Origin of the sequence: Pararhizobium sp. O133 (assembly GCF_051669845.1) — a bacterium.
Taxonomy (GTDB): Bacteria; Pseudomonadota; Alphaproteobacteria; order Rhizobiales; family Rhizobiaceae; genus Pararhizobium.
In genome coordinates, this window is sequence record NZ_CP196427.1 from 285,616 (window position 1) to 303,068 (window position 17,453).

The 17,453-nt window shown below is 61.7% G+C and carries 16 protein-coding genes; 10 read left to right on the forward strand and 6 right to left on the reverse strand.

The genetic code is table 11. The features are described from left to right. Positions 1-134: 134 nt before the first annotated feature. Positions 135-581: a MarR family winged helix-turn-helix transcriptional regulator gene (locus tag ACST81_RS23760; RefSeq protein WP_438753836.1), complete on the forward strand. Its 447-nt coding sequence runs from the start codon at positions 135-137 to the stop codon at positions 579-581. Here ACST81_RS23760 and ACST81_RS23765 read toward each other — a convergent pair whose 3' ends face one another. Further along, a complete protein-coding gene (locus ACST81_RS23765) occupies positions 582-977 on the reverse strand; it encodes a hypothetical protein (RefSeq protein ID WP_438753838.1) in 396 nt (131 codons plus the stop codon). 142 nt (positions 978-1,119) lie between these two features. After that, entirely contained in the window at positions 1,120-4,464 is a 3,345-nt protein-coding gene (locus ACST81_RS23770; protein ID WP_438753840.1) for a M10 family metallopeptidase C-terminal domain-containing protein, read from the reverse strand. A gap of 482 nt (positions 4,465-4,946) precedes the next feature. Here ACST81_RS23770 and ACST81_RS23775 point away from each other — a divergent pair, with 482 nt between their 5' ends. From ACST81_RS23775 to ACST81_RS23815, 9 genes are all read left to right on the forward strand, one after another. Beyond that, a complete protein-coding gene (locus ACST81_RS23775) occupies positions 4,947-5,234 on the forward strand; it encodes an acylphosphatase (protein ID WP_438753842.1) in 288 nt (95 codons plus the stop codon). A 148-nt stretch (positions 5,235-5,382) separates the two neighbouring features. Next, positions 5,383-6,036 (forward strand): Rieske 2Fe-2S domain-containing protein, encoded by a 654-nt coding sequence (locus ACST81_RS23780; protein WP_438753843.1) that lies wholly within the window; start codon positions 5,383-5,385, stop codon positions 6,034-6,036. Beyond that, entirely contained in the window at positions 6,033-6,878 is an 846-nt protein-coding gene (locus ACST81_RS23785) for an aromatic ring-hydroxylating dioxygenase subunit alpha (protein WP_438753845.1), read from the forward strand. Before ACST81_RS23780 ends, ACST81_RS23785 begins: the two co-directional genes overlap by 4 nt. Further along, the gene (locus tag ACST81_RS23790; protein ID WP_438753847.1) at positions 6,878-7,537 is read left to right on the forward strand and encodes a glutathione S-transferase family protein; all 660 of its coding nucleotides are present in this window, start codon (positions 6,878-6,880) and stop codon (positions 7,535-7,537) included. The genes ACST81_RS23785 and ACST81_RS23790 overlap by 1 nt, the downstream gene beginning before the upstream one ends. Next, positions 7,534-8,904, forward strand: coding sequence for an amidohydrolase (locus ACST81_RS23795; RefSeq protein ID WP_438753848.1), 1,371 nt, complete (start codon positions 7,534-7,536; stop codon positions 8,902-8,904). The genes ACST81_RS23790 and ACST81_RS23795 overlap by 4 nt, the downstream gene beginning before the upstream one ends. Positions 8,905-8,930: 26 nt before the next feature. After that, positions 8,931-10,028: a BMP family ABC transporter substrate-binding protein gene (locus tag ACST81_RS23800; protein WP_438753850.1), complete on the forward strand. Its 1,098-nt coding sequence runs from the start codon at positions 8,931-8,933 to the stop codon at positions 10,026-10,028. Between the two features lie 7 nt (positions 10,029-10,035). Then, on the forward strand, positions 10,036-11,553 hold the full coding sequence (locus tag ACST81_RS23805; RefSeq protein ID WP_438753851.1) for an ABC transporter ATP-binding protein: 1,518 nt from the start codon (positions 10,036-10,038) through the stop codon (positions 11,551-11,553). After that, the gene (locus tag ACST81_RS23810) at positions 11,550-12,641 is read left to right on the forward strand and encodes an ABC transporter permease (RefSeq protein WP_438753852.1); all 1,092 of its coding nucleotides are present in this window, start codon (positions 11,550-11,552) and stop codon (positions 12,639-12,641) included. The genes ACST81_RS23805 and ACST81_RS23810 overlap by 4 nt, the downstream gene beginning before the upstream one ends. Continuing rightward, the gene (locus ACST81_RS23815; RefSeq protein WP_438753853.1) at positions 12,638-13,549 is read left to right on the forward strand and encodes an ABC transporter permease; all 912 of its coding nucleotides are present in this window, start codon (positions 12,638-12,640) and stop codon (positions 13,547-13,549) included. Before ACST81_RS23810 ends, ACST81_RS23815 begins: the two co-directional genes overlap by 4 nt. 380 nt (positions 13,550-13,929) lie before the next feature. On the opposite strand, the gene ACST81_RS23820 is transcribed toward ACST81_RS23815, so the two are convergent. From ACST81_RS23820 to ACST81_RS23835, 4 genes are all read right to left on the reverse strand, one after another. After that, positions 13,930-14,253 (reverse strand): hypothetical protein, encoded by a 324-nt coding sequence (locus ACST81_RS23820; RefSeq protein ID WP_438753855.1) that lies wholly within the window; start codon positions 14,251-14,253, stop codon positions 13,930-13,932. 309 nt (positions 14,254-14,562) lie between these two features. After that, entirely contained in the window at positions 14,563-14,700 is a 138-nt protein-coding gene (ccoS, locus tag ACST81_RS23825) for a cbb3-type cytochrome oxidase assembly protein CcoS (RefSeq protein WP_438753856.1), read from the reverse strand. Further along, on the reverse strand, positions 14,700-16,967 hold the full coding sequence (locus tag ACST81_RS23830) for a cation-translocating P-type ATPase (RefSeq protein ID WP_438753857.1): 2,268 nt from the start codon (positions 16,965-16,967) through the stop codon (positions 14,700-14,702). The genes ccoS and ACST81_RS23830 overlap by 1 nt, the downstream gene beginning before the upstream one ends. Beyond that, complete coding sequence (locus ACST81_RS23835; RefSeq protein WP_438754621.1) at positions 16,964-17,452, reverse strand: FixH family protein; 489 nt, start codon at positions 17,450-17,452, stop codon at positions 16,964-16,966. Before ACST81_RS23835 ends, ACST81_RS23830 begins: the two co-directional genes overlap by 4 nt. Position 17,453: the final 1 nt, after the last annotated feature.

The following is a 17,453-nucleotide window of genomic DNA, read 5'->3' on the forward strand; positions in this document are numbered from 1 at the left end:
CGGGGTTGTGTATGAGGGAGTTATTAATTTGCCTGCGATTAGTTTGTACACAATACATATGCGTCTGAAATCGCAATGTCAACCGCTTGCAAACAGATCGCGCACAAATTATTTTGGACGGAAAGGAGATAACCATGACGAAGTTGGACGATAATTCCGGAGTCGCCGGAATGCTCTGCTTTTCCCTTTATTCCGCAAGCCACGCGTTCACCCAGCTTTACCGGCCATTGCTGGACAAGCTTGGCCTCACCTATCCACAATATCTGGTCATGGTGTCGCTCTGGAACCGCGACGGACAGAACGTCAAGGAACTGGGGAAAACGCTCTTTTTGGATTCCAGCACACTGACGCCCTTGCTTAAGCGCCTGGACGCTGCCGGGCTGATCAGCAGAACGCGCAACCCGCAGGACGAACGCGAAGTCCTGCTGCATCTGACGGAAAAAGGCCGCGCCCTGCAGGATCAGTCCGATGATGTGATGCAGTGCATCGGCGAAACGGCTGCGCTGGATACGGAGACCCTCGATACCCTTCGCATCACGATCGACAGCCTGCGTGATAGGCTTCACGCGAAGACGAGATAATCAATACATGACGGTCTTGAGCGCCACCGCGACCGGCGCTCCCGGCTGATAACGCGTGCTCCCACGCGCCAGCAGCCAGCCGTCCGCACGCTCCAGGCGCGCGACGATCCGAAGGGGCGCCGATGCGGCGGAGGCTTCGGGCTGGGCCAAGGCGAAGTTGATCATTTTCGAGCCGCCTTTGCTGCCGATGCGGGTCTGCGCTGCGCGTGCCTTGTTCTTGGCGGCGGGATTTTCGAGATAGATTTCGATCTGGCCTTCGGGGATGGCGGAACCGCCCTCGAACGTGATCGTGCCTGTGATCTCGGCCAACTGCGCGGTGGCCGGTCCGGTAACCGCTGCAACGGCAGCCGCTCCGGCAACCATCAAGACTGTCCGGCGGTCGGTCTCGCGTGTCATTCCGCTTCCTCCGTGATCGTTCCATATTTTTTAAGCACTCGTACCTGACTATTCAGCCTGCAAGCCACAAGCCTCACTCAACGCATGCGTCCGTCCCAAGGATCGCAGGTTGGGGCGCCAGGAAGCGCCCCAACCCTGTTCATCAAATCATGATGAAGTCCGATGCGGAGAGCTGCAGGTTCTTGCCCATCTGGGCAAACTGGATGGCTGCAGCACTTCCACCCCCATCCTCGTCATAGGACAGGGCGCCGCTGTCCGTGTCGTAGATGATGCGGTCGTCGGCATCGTGGGCAACACCCGCCGCACTCTTGTAGAATGCACCCAAAGCCAGCGCTCCGTTGCTACCCAGGGCCTCGAAGATGAGGTTGTCGAGCAGGATCGTGTCGTCGGCCACCTTGAAGTCCGTGATCCGATCGACATTGCCGCTTCCGAGCGCGGTTGAGAAGCGGAAGCTGTCTTCCCCAGCCCCACCGGTCAGCGTATCGGCGGCCAGTCCGCCGTCGAGCAGGTCGCTGCCACGGCCACCGTCGAGAATATCGGCTCCGGCAATACCCGGCTCGACCGGGGCCGGCGGAAACTCGACCGAGACATTCAGCTCATAGGTGGAGCCGTCCGGCACGGCCGGATCCCAGCCATCGCCCGGTGCGTCCGGCGACCAACTGCCTTCCAGGATATAATAAGTACCGGTTTCCTGGACGACGAAGACCGTGCTGGAATCCCGGCTGCTGGTGGAGCCAGGATCGCCGCCGCCATCGTCATTCTCAGCAACAATATCGCCGTTGCTGTCCAGCAGCCTGACCCAGCTGTCGTGAACATTCGGATCGGCAATGTGGTCGATGTCGATCGAAATGACCGTGCCGGCCGCCAGATCGATGCTGTAATAACCGCCCTGACCATTGCCGGTAGCGTTGACGGTGGTGTGGAGGGCTGTCGTCGAATCGAAAATATCGGGGTCAGCGGTCAGGGAGAAGTTGTTGGAAATGTCGAAAGCAGTTGCGATCGAGTTGTTCGTCGCGTCGGGGCCGAGCGTGGCATAACCCGTCCCGAGGCCCGGGCGCGGCGGCGCATCGCCCTGATAGGCGAAATCGCCAAGCAGGGTGTCATCGCCGCCGCCGCCGTCAATCTTGTCGCGTCCGCCCTGGCCGGTCAGCACATTGGCCGCATTGTTTCCGGTCAGATGGTCGTTGAAGCCCGAGCCGGCGAGATTCTCGATCGAGACATATCGGTCTCCGCCGGAGCCGCGTCCGTTAAGCGAAAGCTTGAGACCACTGGTCGCGTCGGAGTAATCGGCTGTGTCGCTGCCGGCACCGCCGTTCAACCGGTCGGCTCCACGCCCCCCGGTCAGCACATCGTCCCCGGCGCCGCCGGAGAGGTCGTTGGCCTTGTCAGTGCCGATGATATGGTCATCGAAGGACGAGCCGACGGCGTTTTCAAAGCCGACGAGGATGTCATGCTTGATCGTCGTGCCGCGTCCGACAATCTGGACCGGTCCATCGCCGTCGCCGCCATTGGCCGTTCCGTTTGCCAGATCGATCGTCACACCGTCGGAACTGCCCGCATAGACGACCGTATCGTTGCCGGAGCCGCCGTCCAGATAGTCCTGACCGGCGCCGCCGATAATGGTGTCGTTGCCGGCTTCCCCATACAGGATGTCGCCGTCATTGCCGCCATCCAGGATGTCGTTGCCGCCGCCGCCGTTGAAATAATCGCCACCACCCTGGCCCCAGAAATGGTTCGCGGCATTGGTGCCGATGAAGCGGTCGATCCGGTCATCGGAGCCGATCAGGTTTTCGATGCTGAAGAACGTGTCGCCCGAGGCGGTGCCGCCGCTGGCGGTGTTCGTGGCGAGATTGACGAGCAGCTGGAAGGGGCTTTCCTTGCTGTAGTCAACCGTATCGACGCCGGCGCCGCCGCGGAAGATGTCGATGCCGTCCTGACCGCTCAGCGTATCGTTTCCGCTGCCGCCATCGAGGATATCATTGCCCTGGCCACCGAGAATGGTGTCGTTGCCGGCACCGCCATACAGCGTGTCGTTGCCGTCATCGCTTTCGGTCTGATCTTCCAGATCGGCGATGTCGATCGTGTTGTTGATGTCGCGGCTGGCGAGCGAGTCACGACCGCCGATGATGAGGTCATCACCGCCCTTGCCGAAGATCGTATCGTCGCCGCCACCGCCATCAAGCGTGTTGTTGCCGTTGTCGCCAAAGATGATGCTGGTCATCGTGTTGTCGCCGATGTCAGGCTGGGGCTCGCTGCCGCCAGTATAACCCGGCTTCAGCGACGACTTGTTGGCATAGATGATGTGCTCGACATTGGCGATGTGCTTGATGTGCAGCCCCGTGGACAGGAGGACGACGGTATCGTTGCCGCCATTGGCGGCCTCGCGAACGATGTCGTCGATGGAATCGACAAAATAGACGTCGTCGCCACCATTACCGGCCATCCGGTCTGCGCCGCCCCGGCCGTCAAGCACGTTGTTGCCGTCATTGCCGATCAGGATATCATCGTACCGGCTGCCGATGCCGTTCTCGACATAGTAATCGCTGCCATCGGCATTATGCCCGGCGAAGATCGAGACGTTGTTGTGATGACCATTGACGCTGGAAAACTGCCCGGCGCGCAGGTCGAGGGTCGTACCGGCTGTTGAGCCAGAAAAGTCGAGCGTGTCGGTGCCGCCGGTATCGTGGATCGCAAAGCCGATATCATGCTGCATGCCCGCGACGGTCAGCTTGTAGCCGCCCTGCGGGGCGCCAAAGCCGTAGACATTGTTGCCGGTATTGAGGTCGATCTGCTGATAGGTGCGAACGCCATTGTCATCGACCGTCGAGTAAAAGCGGCGGATGACCGCCTCGATATCGGCCATGAGCGGCGTCGAGGCCGACCAGCGGCTGGTTTCTCCGACATCGATCCCGTCGAAATAGGACATGACGCTGTATTGCTGGCGGTCATAGGTCCAGGTCGCATTGTTCAGATAATTGATCTGCACGCCGCCCGGACCGCTGTAATTGTAGAGGCCGGGATGGTTGAGGCCGAATTCGTGGCCGAATTCGTGGATGAAGGAATCGAAGACATAGCCGCCGACATCCGTCTTGTTGGGCTCGGTGTCGTGGAAACGCTGGCCGATGCTGACATAGCGGTTGGCCGAATAGGCGCTGCCGTCATCCTCCTCGCCCACTTCCGGGCTGACGACCTCAATCCAGTCGGTTGCCTCGTCAAACGGCGCGTCATCGACGATCTCGAATTTCAGCGGCGTGACGGATGCCCACATCTCCAGCGCGCCGATCGCGGCGGCCTTGTATTCGGGATGATCATTGAGTCCGGAAACGTTGATTCTCAACGTCTCCGCCGCGATTTCCGGCGTCAGGCTGCGAGGCAGCGCCCCGAGATAATCGAGAAAGGAGTCGTAGTCCTCGCTCTTTCCGTAGGGGTTGTCGGGGGTCTGATCGTTGATCCACCATTGGTCAAGAATGTGACGTGGCTTCGGCATCGTGAGGCTCCTCTGTGACTATTGTGTTCAGTTACGGCTTGCGCCGTGCTGCACCCCAATTTTTCACAGGCATTGCTCCTCGCCTTGCCTGTGAGCCCGGTTGCCCCGCCGAGCAATCTAGTCGAAATCGTCGTTTTGTCACCCCTATAAAACCATGGAGACGGCGCCACGGCCGGGAACCGGGCCGTAAACGGACCATCCCGGGCCGGTCATACCGCGGGATAGCCGTCGACCTGAAACATTGAAATCATTGGCGTGTTGTGCCGGCGTGATAGCTCCGCGACGCTGTCAAAATCCCAGCCAGAAACACCTAATTTTTCTGACAGCCGCCAACGGGCTCGGCGGCCGAACGCCGGTCTTCCACAGGCGCCGCCCCCCTGAATTCTTGCCATGACGACCTCAAGTCCATGGCCTTCGTCTTGACGATTCTGCTCCGTGTGTTCATTCCAATATATGCTTGGGACAGAAACGGGATTTTGGTGATGGGGCCGCAGCAGAACCATCGACAGGAGCGGATGACGATCCTCGGCGATCTCGACGGCCCCTCCTTCGTTCCGTGGATTCGCCGACATGCCGCCAAACTGGGGCTCTCCCAGGCCATCGCGCATGCCGGCCCAGACCGGATCGAGCTCGACGTCGCCGGCGCGGTGGAACTGATCGACATGATGGAGGTCGGATGCCTGCTTGGACCGATCGACGTCTGGATCGAAACGATCAATCGAACACCCGTCGGAGATGAAAACAACGCGCGTCCGGAGCGTGCTCTTTAACCGCCTCAACCAGAATTTGCCCGTCCTTTAATCAATATTGCCAATGCGAAAAAATTATGCAAACGTGTTGGCGGTCAAGTTGACGAGAGATGCGACAGCGTCCGGATAAAATTTGACAAGATATTGAAATAATTCAGAAAGACCATCCATGCAACCCGATACGGCCGGCTCCTGGACGCCAGTCGCCCTTTCCGCCGATCTGCCGGCGGGAACCGTCATGCCAGCGCGTATTCCCGCCGGAACAATTGCCCTCTGGCGCAGCGAAAGCGGGCGTCCTGCTGCAACAGCCAATCGCTGTCCCCATCGCGGCATGAGCCTCTCGCACGGTTTCGTGCGCGGTGAATCTCTTTCCTGCATCTATCATGGCTGGAGCTACGCCCAGGCTGGAAATTGCATCCGCATTCCCGCCCATCCGGGCCTGACGCCGCCGGAAACGATCCGCACCAAGACCTTTGCCATCGAGGAAGTAAACGGCGTGATCTGGGTGGCAACAGATGAAGCTACGGCCAAGCCACCCGCCCTCGAAGGCCTGACGCCCCTGCGTTCGATGACGGCGGATGCGAGCATTGCCGCGATCGAGGCTGTGGCAGACACACAGGCAAGCGTCGAAGGACTTGTATCACCCCGGGAAAATGCCGACACTCTCTGTCTTCTCGTTTCTGCGCAGGAAGACGGACAGACGCTGATCCATGTCCTCCTGAAGGGCGAGACGAGCCCGGCTGCCCGCATCGCGGCATCGCGCGTGGCGGAAGGTCTGCGCCGCAAGGCCGAGAATCTTCAGAAGAAGGGGATCGCGGCATGAGCATTCAGGCGATGATCGATGAATGGTATCCGGTGGGCATTGCCGCCCAGCTTGACCCTGCCGGCCGCAACACCATGCTGATGGGCGAGCCGATCGTCGTTGCCGCCGACGCCGGTGGAAATGCCAGGGTGACGGGCGGCAATGGCCGCTCTCTGCCGGTGAAAGTACGCTACGGTCACGTCTGGACCTCGCTCGGCGAACCGAAGAAAGACCTTTTCCCTATCCCCGAGGCAGACCAGCCCGGCCGCCGGTTCGTCGATGTCGGCGTGGTGCGCGTGCGCTGCTCGCCGCTGCGCGCGGTCGAAAACTTCCTCGACGTCGCCCATTTCCCCTTCGTGCATACCGATATCCTCGGCGCCGAGCCGCATACGGAAGTGCAGAACTACAAGGTGGAAATCCGCGAGGACGTGGATGAAGTCTGGGCGACGCAGGTGAAATTCTACCAGCCGCAGGCGGCGAAATCCGCAAGCGGCGGCATCACCACGGAATATATGTACCGCGTCGCCGCCCCGACCTGCACGGTGCTCTACAAGACCTGCCCACCACGCCCGAGCGAATGGGATGTGATCACGCTCTTCGTGCAGCCGTTGACGGAGGAACTCTGCGACGTCTGGCCATGGATGGCGCTGTTCGATGACGAGACGTCGATGACGGATCTCATCCACTTCCAGCAGACGATCTTCCTGCAGGACCGCTCGATCCTGGAAAACCAAATCCCGCGCCTGCTGCCGCTCGATCCCGGCATGGAAATCCCCACACGGGCCGACCTCACCTCGATCGCTTATCGCCGCTGGCTGAAACGCCACAACTATACCTATGGCGCGCAGCTGGTGGCACAATAATGAAGCTCTACGACTACATCCTCTCGCCCAGCTGCTACAAGGTTCGCCTGATGGCGGCGCTGACCGGCGTGAAACTCGAATTCCGTCCCGTCGATTTCCATCCCGGCCTTGAGCATCGCGGTCCCGAACTGCTGGCGCTCAACCCCGCAGGCTCTATCCCGATCCTCGAAGACGGCGACCTGATCCTCACGGAATCCTCGGCGATCCTCGTCTATCTGGCGGCACAAGCAGCGCCGGATTGGCTGGCCAGCGCGAAGCCGGAAGAGGCCGCACGGGTTCAGCAATGGCTGTCCTTCTCCGGCCGCCTGACGGCCAATCTCGGCGGCGCGCGGCTGCATGAAATGCTGCTGCGGCCCGGCGATCTCGATGCGCTGCAGGCCCAGGGCATCGCGGCGCTGCGCGAACTCGAAGCGGGTCTTGTCGAGCAGAACCTGCGCGGCATGCGCTTCCTTGCGGCAGATCGGCCGACGGTCGCGGACATTTCCTGCTTCCCCTATGTGGCGCTGGCGCCGGATGGCGGCGTGTCGCTCGATCCCTATCCGGCGATCCGCCTCTGGTCGCGGGCGCTGCGATCACTCGATGGCTTCATCGAAATGCCGGGCATTCACCGGCTGCACGAACTGAAGGCCGAACCGACGGTCGAGGAGAGCAAGGTATGAGCGGCACTCTCCTGAAGAACTGCGCGGCCGTGATCGTCGATGAGGGCAAAGGCCCGACGGTGCGGCGCAATGTCGATCTGCTGACCGATGGCCCGGCCATCAAGGCGATCGGCGAAAACCTCGTCGCCCCCGCCGGCACCACGGTTCAGGATGCGACCGGCTGGTTCGTCTATCCCGGCCTCGTCAACACCCACCACCATTTCTTCCAATGCTTCGTGCGCAACCGCGCCGATCTCGACTGGACCAAGCTTTCGGTCATCGAATGGCTGGACAAGATCTACCCGATCTTCTCGCAGCTCAACGAGGAATGCTTCTATCATTCCTCCGTCACCGCGATGGCCGAGCAGATCAAGCACGGCTGCACCACCGCCTTCGATCACCAGTATAACTTCCCCCGCCATGCCGGAAAGCGGCTGATCGACCGCCAGTTCGAAGCGGCTGACCTGCTCGGCATGCGCTTCCACGCCGGCCGCGGCGGCAACACACTGCCGAAGTCGGAAGGCTCCACCATACCCGACGAGATGCTGGAAACGACGGACGAGTTCATCGCCGATTGCGCCCGCCTCATCGACACCTACCATGACGCCAACCCCTTCAGCATGCGCCAGGTCGTCGTCGCACCCTGCCAGCCGGTCAACTGCTACCGCGAGACCTTCGTGGAATCTGTTGCACTCGCCCGCGACAAGGGCGTCTTCCTGCACACCCATGTCGGCGAGGGCGAAAGCCAGGTCATCCTCGCCCGCCACGGCAAGCGTACCGTCGATTATCTCGAGGAAATCGGCTTTGCCGGCTCCGACGCCTTCTACGCCCATTGCTGGGAACTGACCCATGACGAGCTGCGCACCATGGCAGCAAGCGGAACCGGCGTTTCGCATTGCCCCGAACCCGTTTATCTGGTCGGCGCTGAGGTGACCGACATCCCGGCCATGGCAGCCCTTGGCGTCCGCGTCGGCCTCGGCTGCGATGGCGCAGCCTCCAACGACAATTCCAACCTGATGCACTGCCTGCATTCGGCCTATATGCTGCAATGCCTCGTCGCCTCGACGCGCAGCCACCCGGTTCCGCCGCCGGGCGATTTCCTCGGCTACGGCACAACGGGTGGCGCAAACCTGCTCGGCCGTACCGATATCGGCCGTCTCGCGCCTGGCATGGCGGCCGATCTCTTTGCCATCGACACGCGCCGCATGGATTATGTCGGCACCCGGCACGATCCCTTGAGCCTCATCCCGCGCGTCGGCATCGGCATGGCAACCGACATGACCATGATCAACGGCCGCATCGTCTGGCAGGACGGCGCGTTTCCGGGGCTCGATGAAGCCAAGCTTGCAGCCGACGCCGAAGCGGCGCTTGCCACCGTAAAATTCTGATAAAAACCAACAGAGGGAATAAAATCATGACCAACGTCACCCGCAGAACATTGATGAAGGCTGCAGCCGCCACCGGTCTTGCAGGCGCTTTCGGTGGCCGCATGGCTTTCGCAGCTGACGAGCCTTTAGGCATCACGCTCGTCGTTCCCTCGCCGATCGGCGATGTCGGCTGGGGCCACGCGCTTGCCGCCGGTCTCGAGCCGATCAAGGCCGCCTATGGCGACAAGGTAAAGGTCACCATCCTCGAAAACATCATGGAAGGCCCCGACGCCGACCGCATCATGAACAAGACCGTCGCCGACGGGAACAAGTTCTTGATCGCCGGCTCCTTCGGCTACCAGAACGGCGCGCTGCAGATCGCCCGCCGCGACCCTGGTGTCACAGTTCTTCACGCTTCCGGCTTCCAGGTCGCGCCGAACTTCTCGCCCTTCGCCGCCAAATATTTCCAGGGCACCTACCTGCTCGGCATGGCCGCAGCCGCCCTTTCCAAGACCGGCAAGCTCGGCTCGGTCTCGGCTTTCGCCATCCCGGAACTGATCACCTCGATCAACGCCTTCGCGCTCGGCGCCCAGGCCGTCAACCCCGATATTGAAGTCTCGGTCGTCTGGGTGAACTCCTGGTTCGACCCGGCCAAGGAGCAGGAGGCCGCCAAGGCGCTGATCGCGCAGAGTTGCGACGTGATCTTCTCCAACGCGCAGGATACCCCGTCCGTTGTCGCGGCTTGCGAAGAAGCCGGTGTCTATTCCTTCAACCTCAATTCCTCGATGAAGAAGTACGCCGAAAAGACCTATCTCGGCTGCGTCGCCACCGACTGGTCGCCTTTCTTCAAGGCTTCGGTCGATGCACATCTCGCCGGCAGCTTCAAGGGCGCCAACGCCTTCCTCGGCGTTGCCGACAAGGTCGTGCAGGTCACCGACTGGAACCCCGCCATCCCGGCCGATACCATGGCCAAGATCAAGGAAATCGAAGCCAAGATCGCCGACGGCAGCTTCTCGCCCTTCACCGGTCCGATTGCTAAAGCTGACGGTTCGGACGGTGTGGCATCAGGCGCAACGATGACCGATGCCGAGATCGTCGCCATGGACTGGCACGTCAAGGGCGTGACCACACCGCTGCCGAAGTAAGCCGCCCATGATCGCCCCGCTCCTGTCGCTCAGCGGCATTTCCAAGAGCTACGGACCAATCAAGGCCAATCAGGAGATTGACCTTGATGTGGCTGAAAACTCGATCCACGCGATCCTCGGGGAGAACGGGGCGGGAAAATCGACGCTGATGAAACTCATCTACGGCGTCGAACAGCCGGACGGCGGAAACGCCGTCTGGCAGGGCGAAGCACTGCACCTCACCTCGCCAGCCGATGCGCGACGCCGGGGCATCGGTATGGTTTTCCAGCACTTCTCGCTGTTCGAGACCCTGACGGTGGTGGAGAATATCCAGCTCGTTGTATCGGGCCGGAAAAGCGAGCTTGCCGAGCGCATCCGTGCGCTCGGCCGCGATTTCGGGCTGGAGGTCGATCCGCTCGCTCATGTGCATGCGCTCTCCGTCGGCGAGCGGCAACGGGTGGAAATCATCCGCTGCCTGATGACCAATCCGAAGCTCTTAATCCTTGACGAGCCGACCTCGGTCCTGCCGCCGCAATTGGTCGAGAAACTGTTCGACACGCTGCGGCGCCTGCGCGACGGCGGTGTCTCCATTCTCTTCATTTCCCACAAGCTGGAGGAAATCCGGGCGATCTGCGACCGCGCCACCATCCTGCGCGGCGGCCGCGTCACCGGCCATATCGATCCGCGCGAGCATGACGCCCATGATCTCGCCCGCATGATGATCGGCCGCGACATGCCCGAGCCGATGCCGGCGGTGGAGACCGGAGGCGGCGACAAGCAGCTTGAGATCATTGGATTGAGCTACACACCGGATGATCCCTTCGCCACGTCGCTCTCCGATATCAGCCTTCATGTGCGCGCCGGCGAAATCATCGGCATTGCCGGTATTTCCGGCAACGGCCAGAGCGAGCTTGCAGCGCTGATCTCGGGCGAAACCGTTCTGGGCCGCGATCAGCACGACCGCATCTTCATGATGGGCAAGGATGTCGGCCAGCTTTCCGCCGCGGCCCGCCGCAAACTCGGCTTCGCCTTCGTGCCGGAAGACCGGCTCGGCCGCGGCGCCGTGCCTGAAATGTCGCTGGTCCTCAACAGTCTGCTGACCGCCCATCCTTTGAAGCTCGTGAAAGGTGGCCTCGTCGACAAGGCCCGTGCCACAGCCTTTGCCAATGACTGCATCCGCGACTACGACGTGCGCACCCCCGGCCCGGAAGCCGAGGCCGGCGCACTTTCCGGCGGCAACCTGCAGAAATTCATCGTTGGCCGTGAAATCATGCTGGCCCCGAAACTGCTGTTCGTGGCGCAGCCGACATGGGGCGTCGATATCGGCGCAGCCTCGGCCATCCGCCAGCGGCTGATTGCGCTGCGCAACGAAGGCATGGCGATCCTCGTCATTTCCGAGGAATTGGAAGAGCTGTTCGAACTCTCCGACACCATCCAGGTGCTGCACCACGGCACCCTGAGTCAGCCGCTGGTAACACGCGATACGAAGGCCGAAGAGATCGGCCGCTACATGATCGGGGCGAAACCCGAGAAAGCCCTCGCATGAGTTCGTTTGCCCTGCCGACCCTCGTACGCCGCCAGCGCGCCTCGTTGAAAGCCACGCTGATCGCGCCACCGGCCGCGCTCGCCGTGGCCATCGTGCTCAATCTCATCCTCTATGTAATCATGGGCCGCGATCCGCTGGCCGTACTGCACGCCATGATCCTCGAACCCTTCCTCTCCTGGGCATCGTTCTCGGAGGTTTTGCTGAAGACCGGGCCGCTACTCTTGATCGCACAGGGCCTCGCCATCGGCTTCCGCGCAAAAGTCTTCAACATCGGCGCGGAAGGCCAGTTCATCCTCGGCGCGATCTTCGCCTCCGCCATCCCCGTCTGGTTTCCGCAGGCGACGGGCGGCTGGATCTGGCCTGTCATGCTGCTGCTCGGCGCCATCGGCGGTGCGCTCTGGGCCTCGCTCACCGCCTTCTGGCGTGTGCGACTCAATGCCAACGAAATCCTCGTCTCGCTGATGCTGAGCCTCGTTGCCGCGCAGTTCCTCTATTATCTTCTGCTTGGCCCCTGGAAGGACCCGGCCGGCTTCAACTTTCCGCAATCGGTGATGTTCCAGTATGACGCGATGGTGCCAACGCTTTTTGCCGGCACCCGCGTCAATGTCTCACTGCTGATCGCCTTCGCCCTCTCCATCGCCGCCTGGGTGTTCATGGAAAAAAGCTTCATGGGCTACAAGCTGCAGGTCGGCGGCCTCGCCCCGCGCGCCGCCGGTTATGCCGGTTTCAAGGAAAGCCGGGCCATCTGGCTGTCGCTGCTGATCGGCGGCTTTGCGGCCGGACTTGCGGGGGCGGCGGAAGTCGCCGGGCCGCTGGGCCAGCTGCAGCGGTCGATCTCCACCGGTTATGGTTACGCCGCGATCATCGTCGCTTATCTCGGCGCCTTGCATCCGATCGGCATCATCATCTCCTCGCTGGTGATGGCCGTCATCTATATCGGCGGCGACAACGCCATGGTCTCGGCCAACCTGCCGATCGCCGCCGTGCGCGTCTTCCAGGGCAGCCTGCTACTCGCCTATCTCATCGCCGTCGCCTTCGTGCGCTACCGCCTCGAATGGCCGCATAAGATCCAGCGGAGCCCGACATGAACGCCATCGAGTTCATCCTTGCCGGCATGCTGGCGGCCGCCACACCCTTCCTGCTCGCCGCCCTCGGCGAAATGGTGACGGAGCGCGCCGGCGTGCTCAATCTCGGGGTCGAAGGGCTGATGGCGCTCGGCGCCGTCATCGCCTTCATCGTCGTCTATCACGGCGGCGGCCATTTCCTTGCCTTCATCGCCGCGGGTCTGAGCGCAACCCTGTTGTCGCTCGGCTTCGCCTTTGTCGCGCTCGGCTTCCGCGCCAATCAGGTGGCGACCGGCCTTGCCATCGGCATTCTCGGCCAGGGCCTCTCCGCCCTGTTCGGCAAGACCTATGAAAGCCTGACGGTCAAGGGCCTGCCGAAGATCGCCATTCCCGGCCTCTCCGACATACCCGTCATCGGCGGCCTGTTCGAGCAGGATATCGTCGTCTGGTTCTCTCTTCTCGCGACGCTCGCAATCTGGGCGACCTTCGCCTTCACCAAGACCGGCCTCGTCATCCGCGCCGTCGGCGAAAACCCGAAGGCAGCCCATGCCATCGGCTACCCTGTCATCGCAGTGCGCGTTGCGGCCATCGCCTTCGGCGGCATGATGGCGGGTTTTGCCGGCGCCTATGCTTCGGTCATCTACACCCCGCTCTGGGCCGACGGCATGATCGCCGGCCGCGGCTGGATTGCGATCGCGCTGGTCGTCTTCGGCACCTGGCTGACGGGCCGCATCTTCCTCGGCGCATGCCTGTTCGGCGCGGTGTCACTGATGAGCCTCGCCGCGCAGGCGACCGGCCTCGACCTGCCCTCGCAGCTCCTCTCCAGCCTACCCTACCTCGTCACCATCATCGTGCTCGGCATTATCTCCGCCGACCGCCGCCTGCTGAAGCTGAACGGCGTCGCCTCGCTGGGCGAGCCGTTCGAGCGATAGAAAGTCGGCCTATTCACCCGATGTGCGCAATCACACTACTGCATAATTCGTTAAATCGGAATCGATTGAAGGACAAAACTATGCAGCATATTTAAAGTGTTACAGCGACCTTTGCGCGTCATGTTTGACGCGCGGCGCTGTAAACGGGTGTTCCTCTGGTAACCTGCTGCCAACCCATTTCAGACTATTGGGGCTGCAACATTTTCAGGAGCAAGTCCCATGCATATCCACCTTTTTCGCAAACACCCGGAACGGCTTGTCGCCCTCGCTGCCGTCATCGTCTGGCTCGCCTCGATCGCTCAGGCTATCGCCCTTTCCTGAACCGAATTGTCCTGTTCCTATCCAGCGAAGCACTTCGAACGCGCAGTCGCCAATGACAGCTAAAGACGACGGTTCGGAATGATGAATGTGCCATCGAGATTATCGATGCTCTGGCAATTGAGCACCGGGCAGGTTCGGTCGTCTCGCGTCGGGATATTCTTCCACTCCGCGTACTGGTTGACGTCACAATAACCGCTGTTGCGAACGAACCGGTCGTAGATCGGCAGGCCCCTCGGCGATGTCCAGCGAAAAATCACGGCCCCCTGCCGATGGACGGTTGCCCGCGCCTTCTCGCACGTCATCGACAGGGGATTGTAACGTGAGATCGCCAGGGCCGGCGTCGCGGCGATGACGAATACAAGAGTGGCGACAATGGTCTTCATGATGGAACCCTCCGGTTGGCATATCAACTCGCGCTTGAAGGCTTGGTTCCGGGAGGGCGAGCCGGTGCGGTCGGATGTTGACAGCGACACCCCATGCGGAGACATCCATCGCTATCAAACCACAAGGCACTCTCCATAGTCCAGGATGCTCACGGCCTTGGCACCGCAAAGACAGATACAGCGACCTTCTTTCGACGACCGGCTAAACCCAAAATCGTCCCCAGTCGTTAGATTAGGTGGTCGAACACGGCTGCGGCAATCATCTCATTGTGATCAACAGATGGTGCTGGCGGCGGCAAGCCTCACCCGTCAGTCGTCGATGAGCACCCGCTGCGCGGCCCCGTCCATGTCTTCGTACTGCCCGGAGCGCAGCGCCCAGACAAAGGCGACAAGGCCAAGGCCTCCCAGCACGAGGGCAATCGGCAGGAGATAAAGAAGGACATCCATCAGGCTTCCACCCATTTGCGACGAAGATGAAGCGAGCGCCACACACGCCGAAGCCAGCCCTCGTCCGCGCTCAGGCGCATCGCGTTGCCGATGACAAGCAGCGACGAACCCGACATGGCGATCGCCGCGATGAGCGGGGTGACATGTCCGAGGATCGCGATCGGGACCGCGATCAGATTGTAGCCGATCGCCATGACGAAATTCTGTTTGATCAGCCGCTCGGCCTGGCGTGCGACATTGACGGCCAGCGGTACTGCATCCAAGCTGTCGTGCAGGAAGATGAAGTCGGCAGCGCTTTTACCGATATCCGCTGCCGATGATGGAGCCATCGATACATGCGCGGCCATCATCGCCGGCGCGTCATTGATACCATCACCCACCATCAGCGCCCGCGCTCCCGTCGTCGCCAGAGCCTGAAGGCGGTTCACCTTGTCGGCCGGCAGGACTCCGGCGGAAAAATCGCGGATGGACAGTTGCGACGCAACGTGCGCGACGGCTGCCTGCTTGTCTCCGGACAGAACCTCCATCCGCAGGCCATCGCTGCCAAGCATGCTCACAGCCTTGACCGCCTCCCGCCTCAACACGTCGATAAAATCGAATGTCGCAACAACCAGTCCATCCTTCGACAACACGGTGCCAGCCACCGAACCGTCCGGCGCCGTGGCGCTGGTTGCCCAGGATGCGCGGCCAAGCCGCCAGGTGCGGCCAGCGGCCAGTCCCTCGACCCCAAGTCCGGCGAACTCGCGGACATTTTGCAGCCGGACGTTGGTCGAAACATTGCTATGCGCCTTGGAAATGGCACGGGAAACGGGATGGAGGGATGAATGTGCAAGCGCAACCGCAACGCCCAGCGCCTCTTCCTGCACATCGGAAGCCGACCGCAGGATCGGGCTGCCATTGGTGAGCGTCCCCGTCTTGTCGAAGACGACGGTATCGATCTTGGCCAGCCGCTCGAGCGCACCGCCATCCTTCATCATGATCCCGTTGTCGAACAGCCTGCGCGCGGCAACGACCTGGACGATCGGGACAGCAAGACCGAGAGCGCAGGGGCATGTGATGATCAGGACGGCGGTTGCAACTGTAATCGCGTGGTGCCAATCGCCCGTCGCGAACATCCAGCCAATGAAACTGAGAAGAGCGGTCAGGTGAACGACGGGCGAATACAATGCAGAAGCACGATCGGCTAAGCGCCTGTAGGTGCCCCGTCCTTGCTCGGCGGCTTCCATGAGCCCGACCATTTCGGCAAGGAATGAATCCTTGGCCGCCGCGGTGGCACGGACGATGAGCAGGCCGGAAAGATTATGTGTTCCCGCAAGAATATCGGCGCCCGGTGAGACGTCACGCACCGCGCTTTCACCGGTCGCCAGGGAGCAATCGAGTTCGGATACGCCTTCGACGACCGTCGCATCGACCGGAATCCTGTCGCCTGCGGCGATCACAAGATCCATTCCCGGCTCGATCTGTCCGATCGGCAGATAGTCGCGCCCGCCGCCGGCGATCAGGCGGACGGCACCGCGCGGCGACAGGCGGACCAGCCCGTTCACCGCCGCCCTCGCCTTGTCGCGCATGACATGATCGAGGGTACGTCCGATCAGGAGGAAGAAGAGCAGCGAGACGGAGGCGTCGAAATAGGCATGCTCCCCATGTGTTGCGGTTTCATAGAGACTGGTGGAGTAGGCGAGAGAAACGCCGATGGCGATCGGCACGTCCATGTTCATCCGGCCATGCCGTACGGCATTCCATGCCGACCGGAAATAGATGCGTCCGGCAAACACGATGACGGGAATGGCGATCAGCGCCGAAATCCAGTGGAAGAGGTCCCGGGTCGCACCTTCGGCACCGGACCAGACCGACACCGAAAGCAGCATGATGTTGCCGGTCGCAAATCCGGAAATCGCCACGGCCAGCAGCAACTCCGAAAGCGTCTTGTCCTTTCCTGGAACAAGCTCGTCCGACAGATGCGCCGCATAGCCGAGCGCGTTCAATGTTTGGATCATCGGCGGGGGCTCGGCTCCGGTCCATTTGACGGAGACCCTTTTGGTCGAAAGATGGACGCGCGCCGAGATGACGTTTCCGAGCCCTGTCAGTTCCGTCTCGATCAGCGACATGCACGCCGCACAGTGCATCGCGGGAACGGACAGATCCGTCTGGCGCAGGCCATCGCCCAGGTTTTTCGCGGCAAACAGGATTTCATCGGTGGCAGGCCCAGCCGCCTTCAGGGATTCGATATCCGTCGCCACTTCGGCGGATGGCGCGCAGCAGGTCATTGAAACTCTCCGTTGCGGATCACGATCCGGCGGATATCGCGATAGGGAACCTTGCGGCCCACCTCGCTGTCGATCTGGACATTCCAGGTGCCGTCGCGCGCGACATGCGCGGCTTCGAACGCTCCGTCTCCCTTCAGCTGCAAGTCTATCGTCCAGTCGGCCGCCTCGTAGGACGGATGGTGGAACCGGACCGAGACCGAGGTGACCGGTACCGCCTTGCCGTCACGATCCGTCAGCCGGTAGCGGACCGTACCGTCCGTGATCGAGAAGGCGGATGTCCAGTCGAGCGCGACCTGCTCGCGCCCCTGCTGCAGCTTGCCATTGAACTCCTGGCTTGCGACGTAGCTGTTTCCCACGACCAGCCCGCCGAACGATGAACCGGCGAACCGCGCCATCGTGATATTGACGGCGATGATGACGCCGAAGAACGCCACCATGATCAGCAGCATGTGCCACCCGGTAAACTCCTTGGTCTGCCTTTGCATA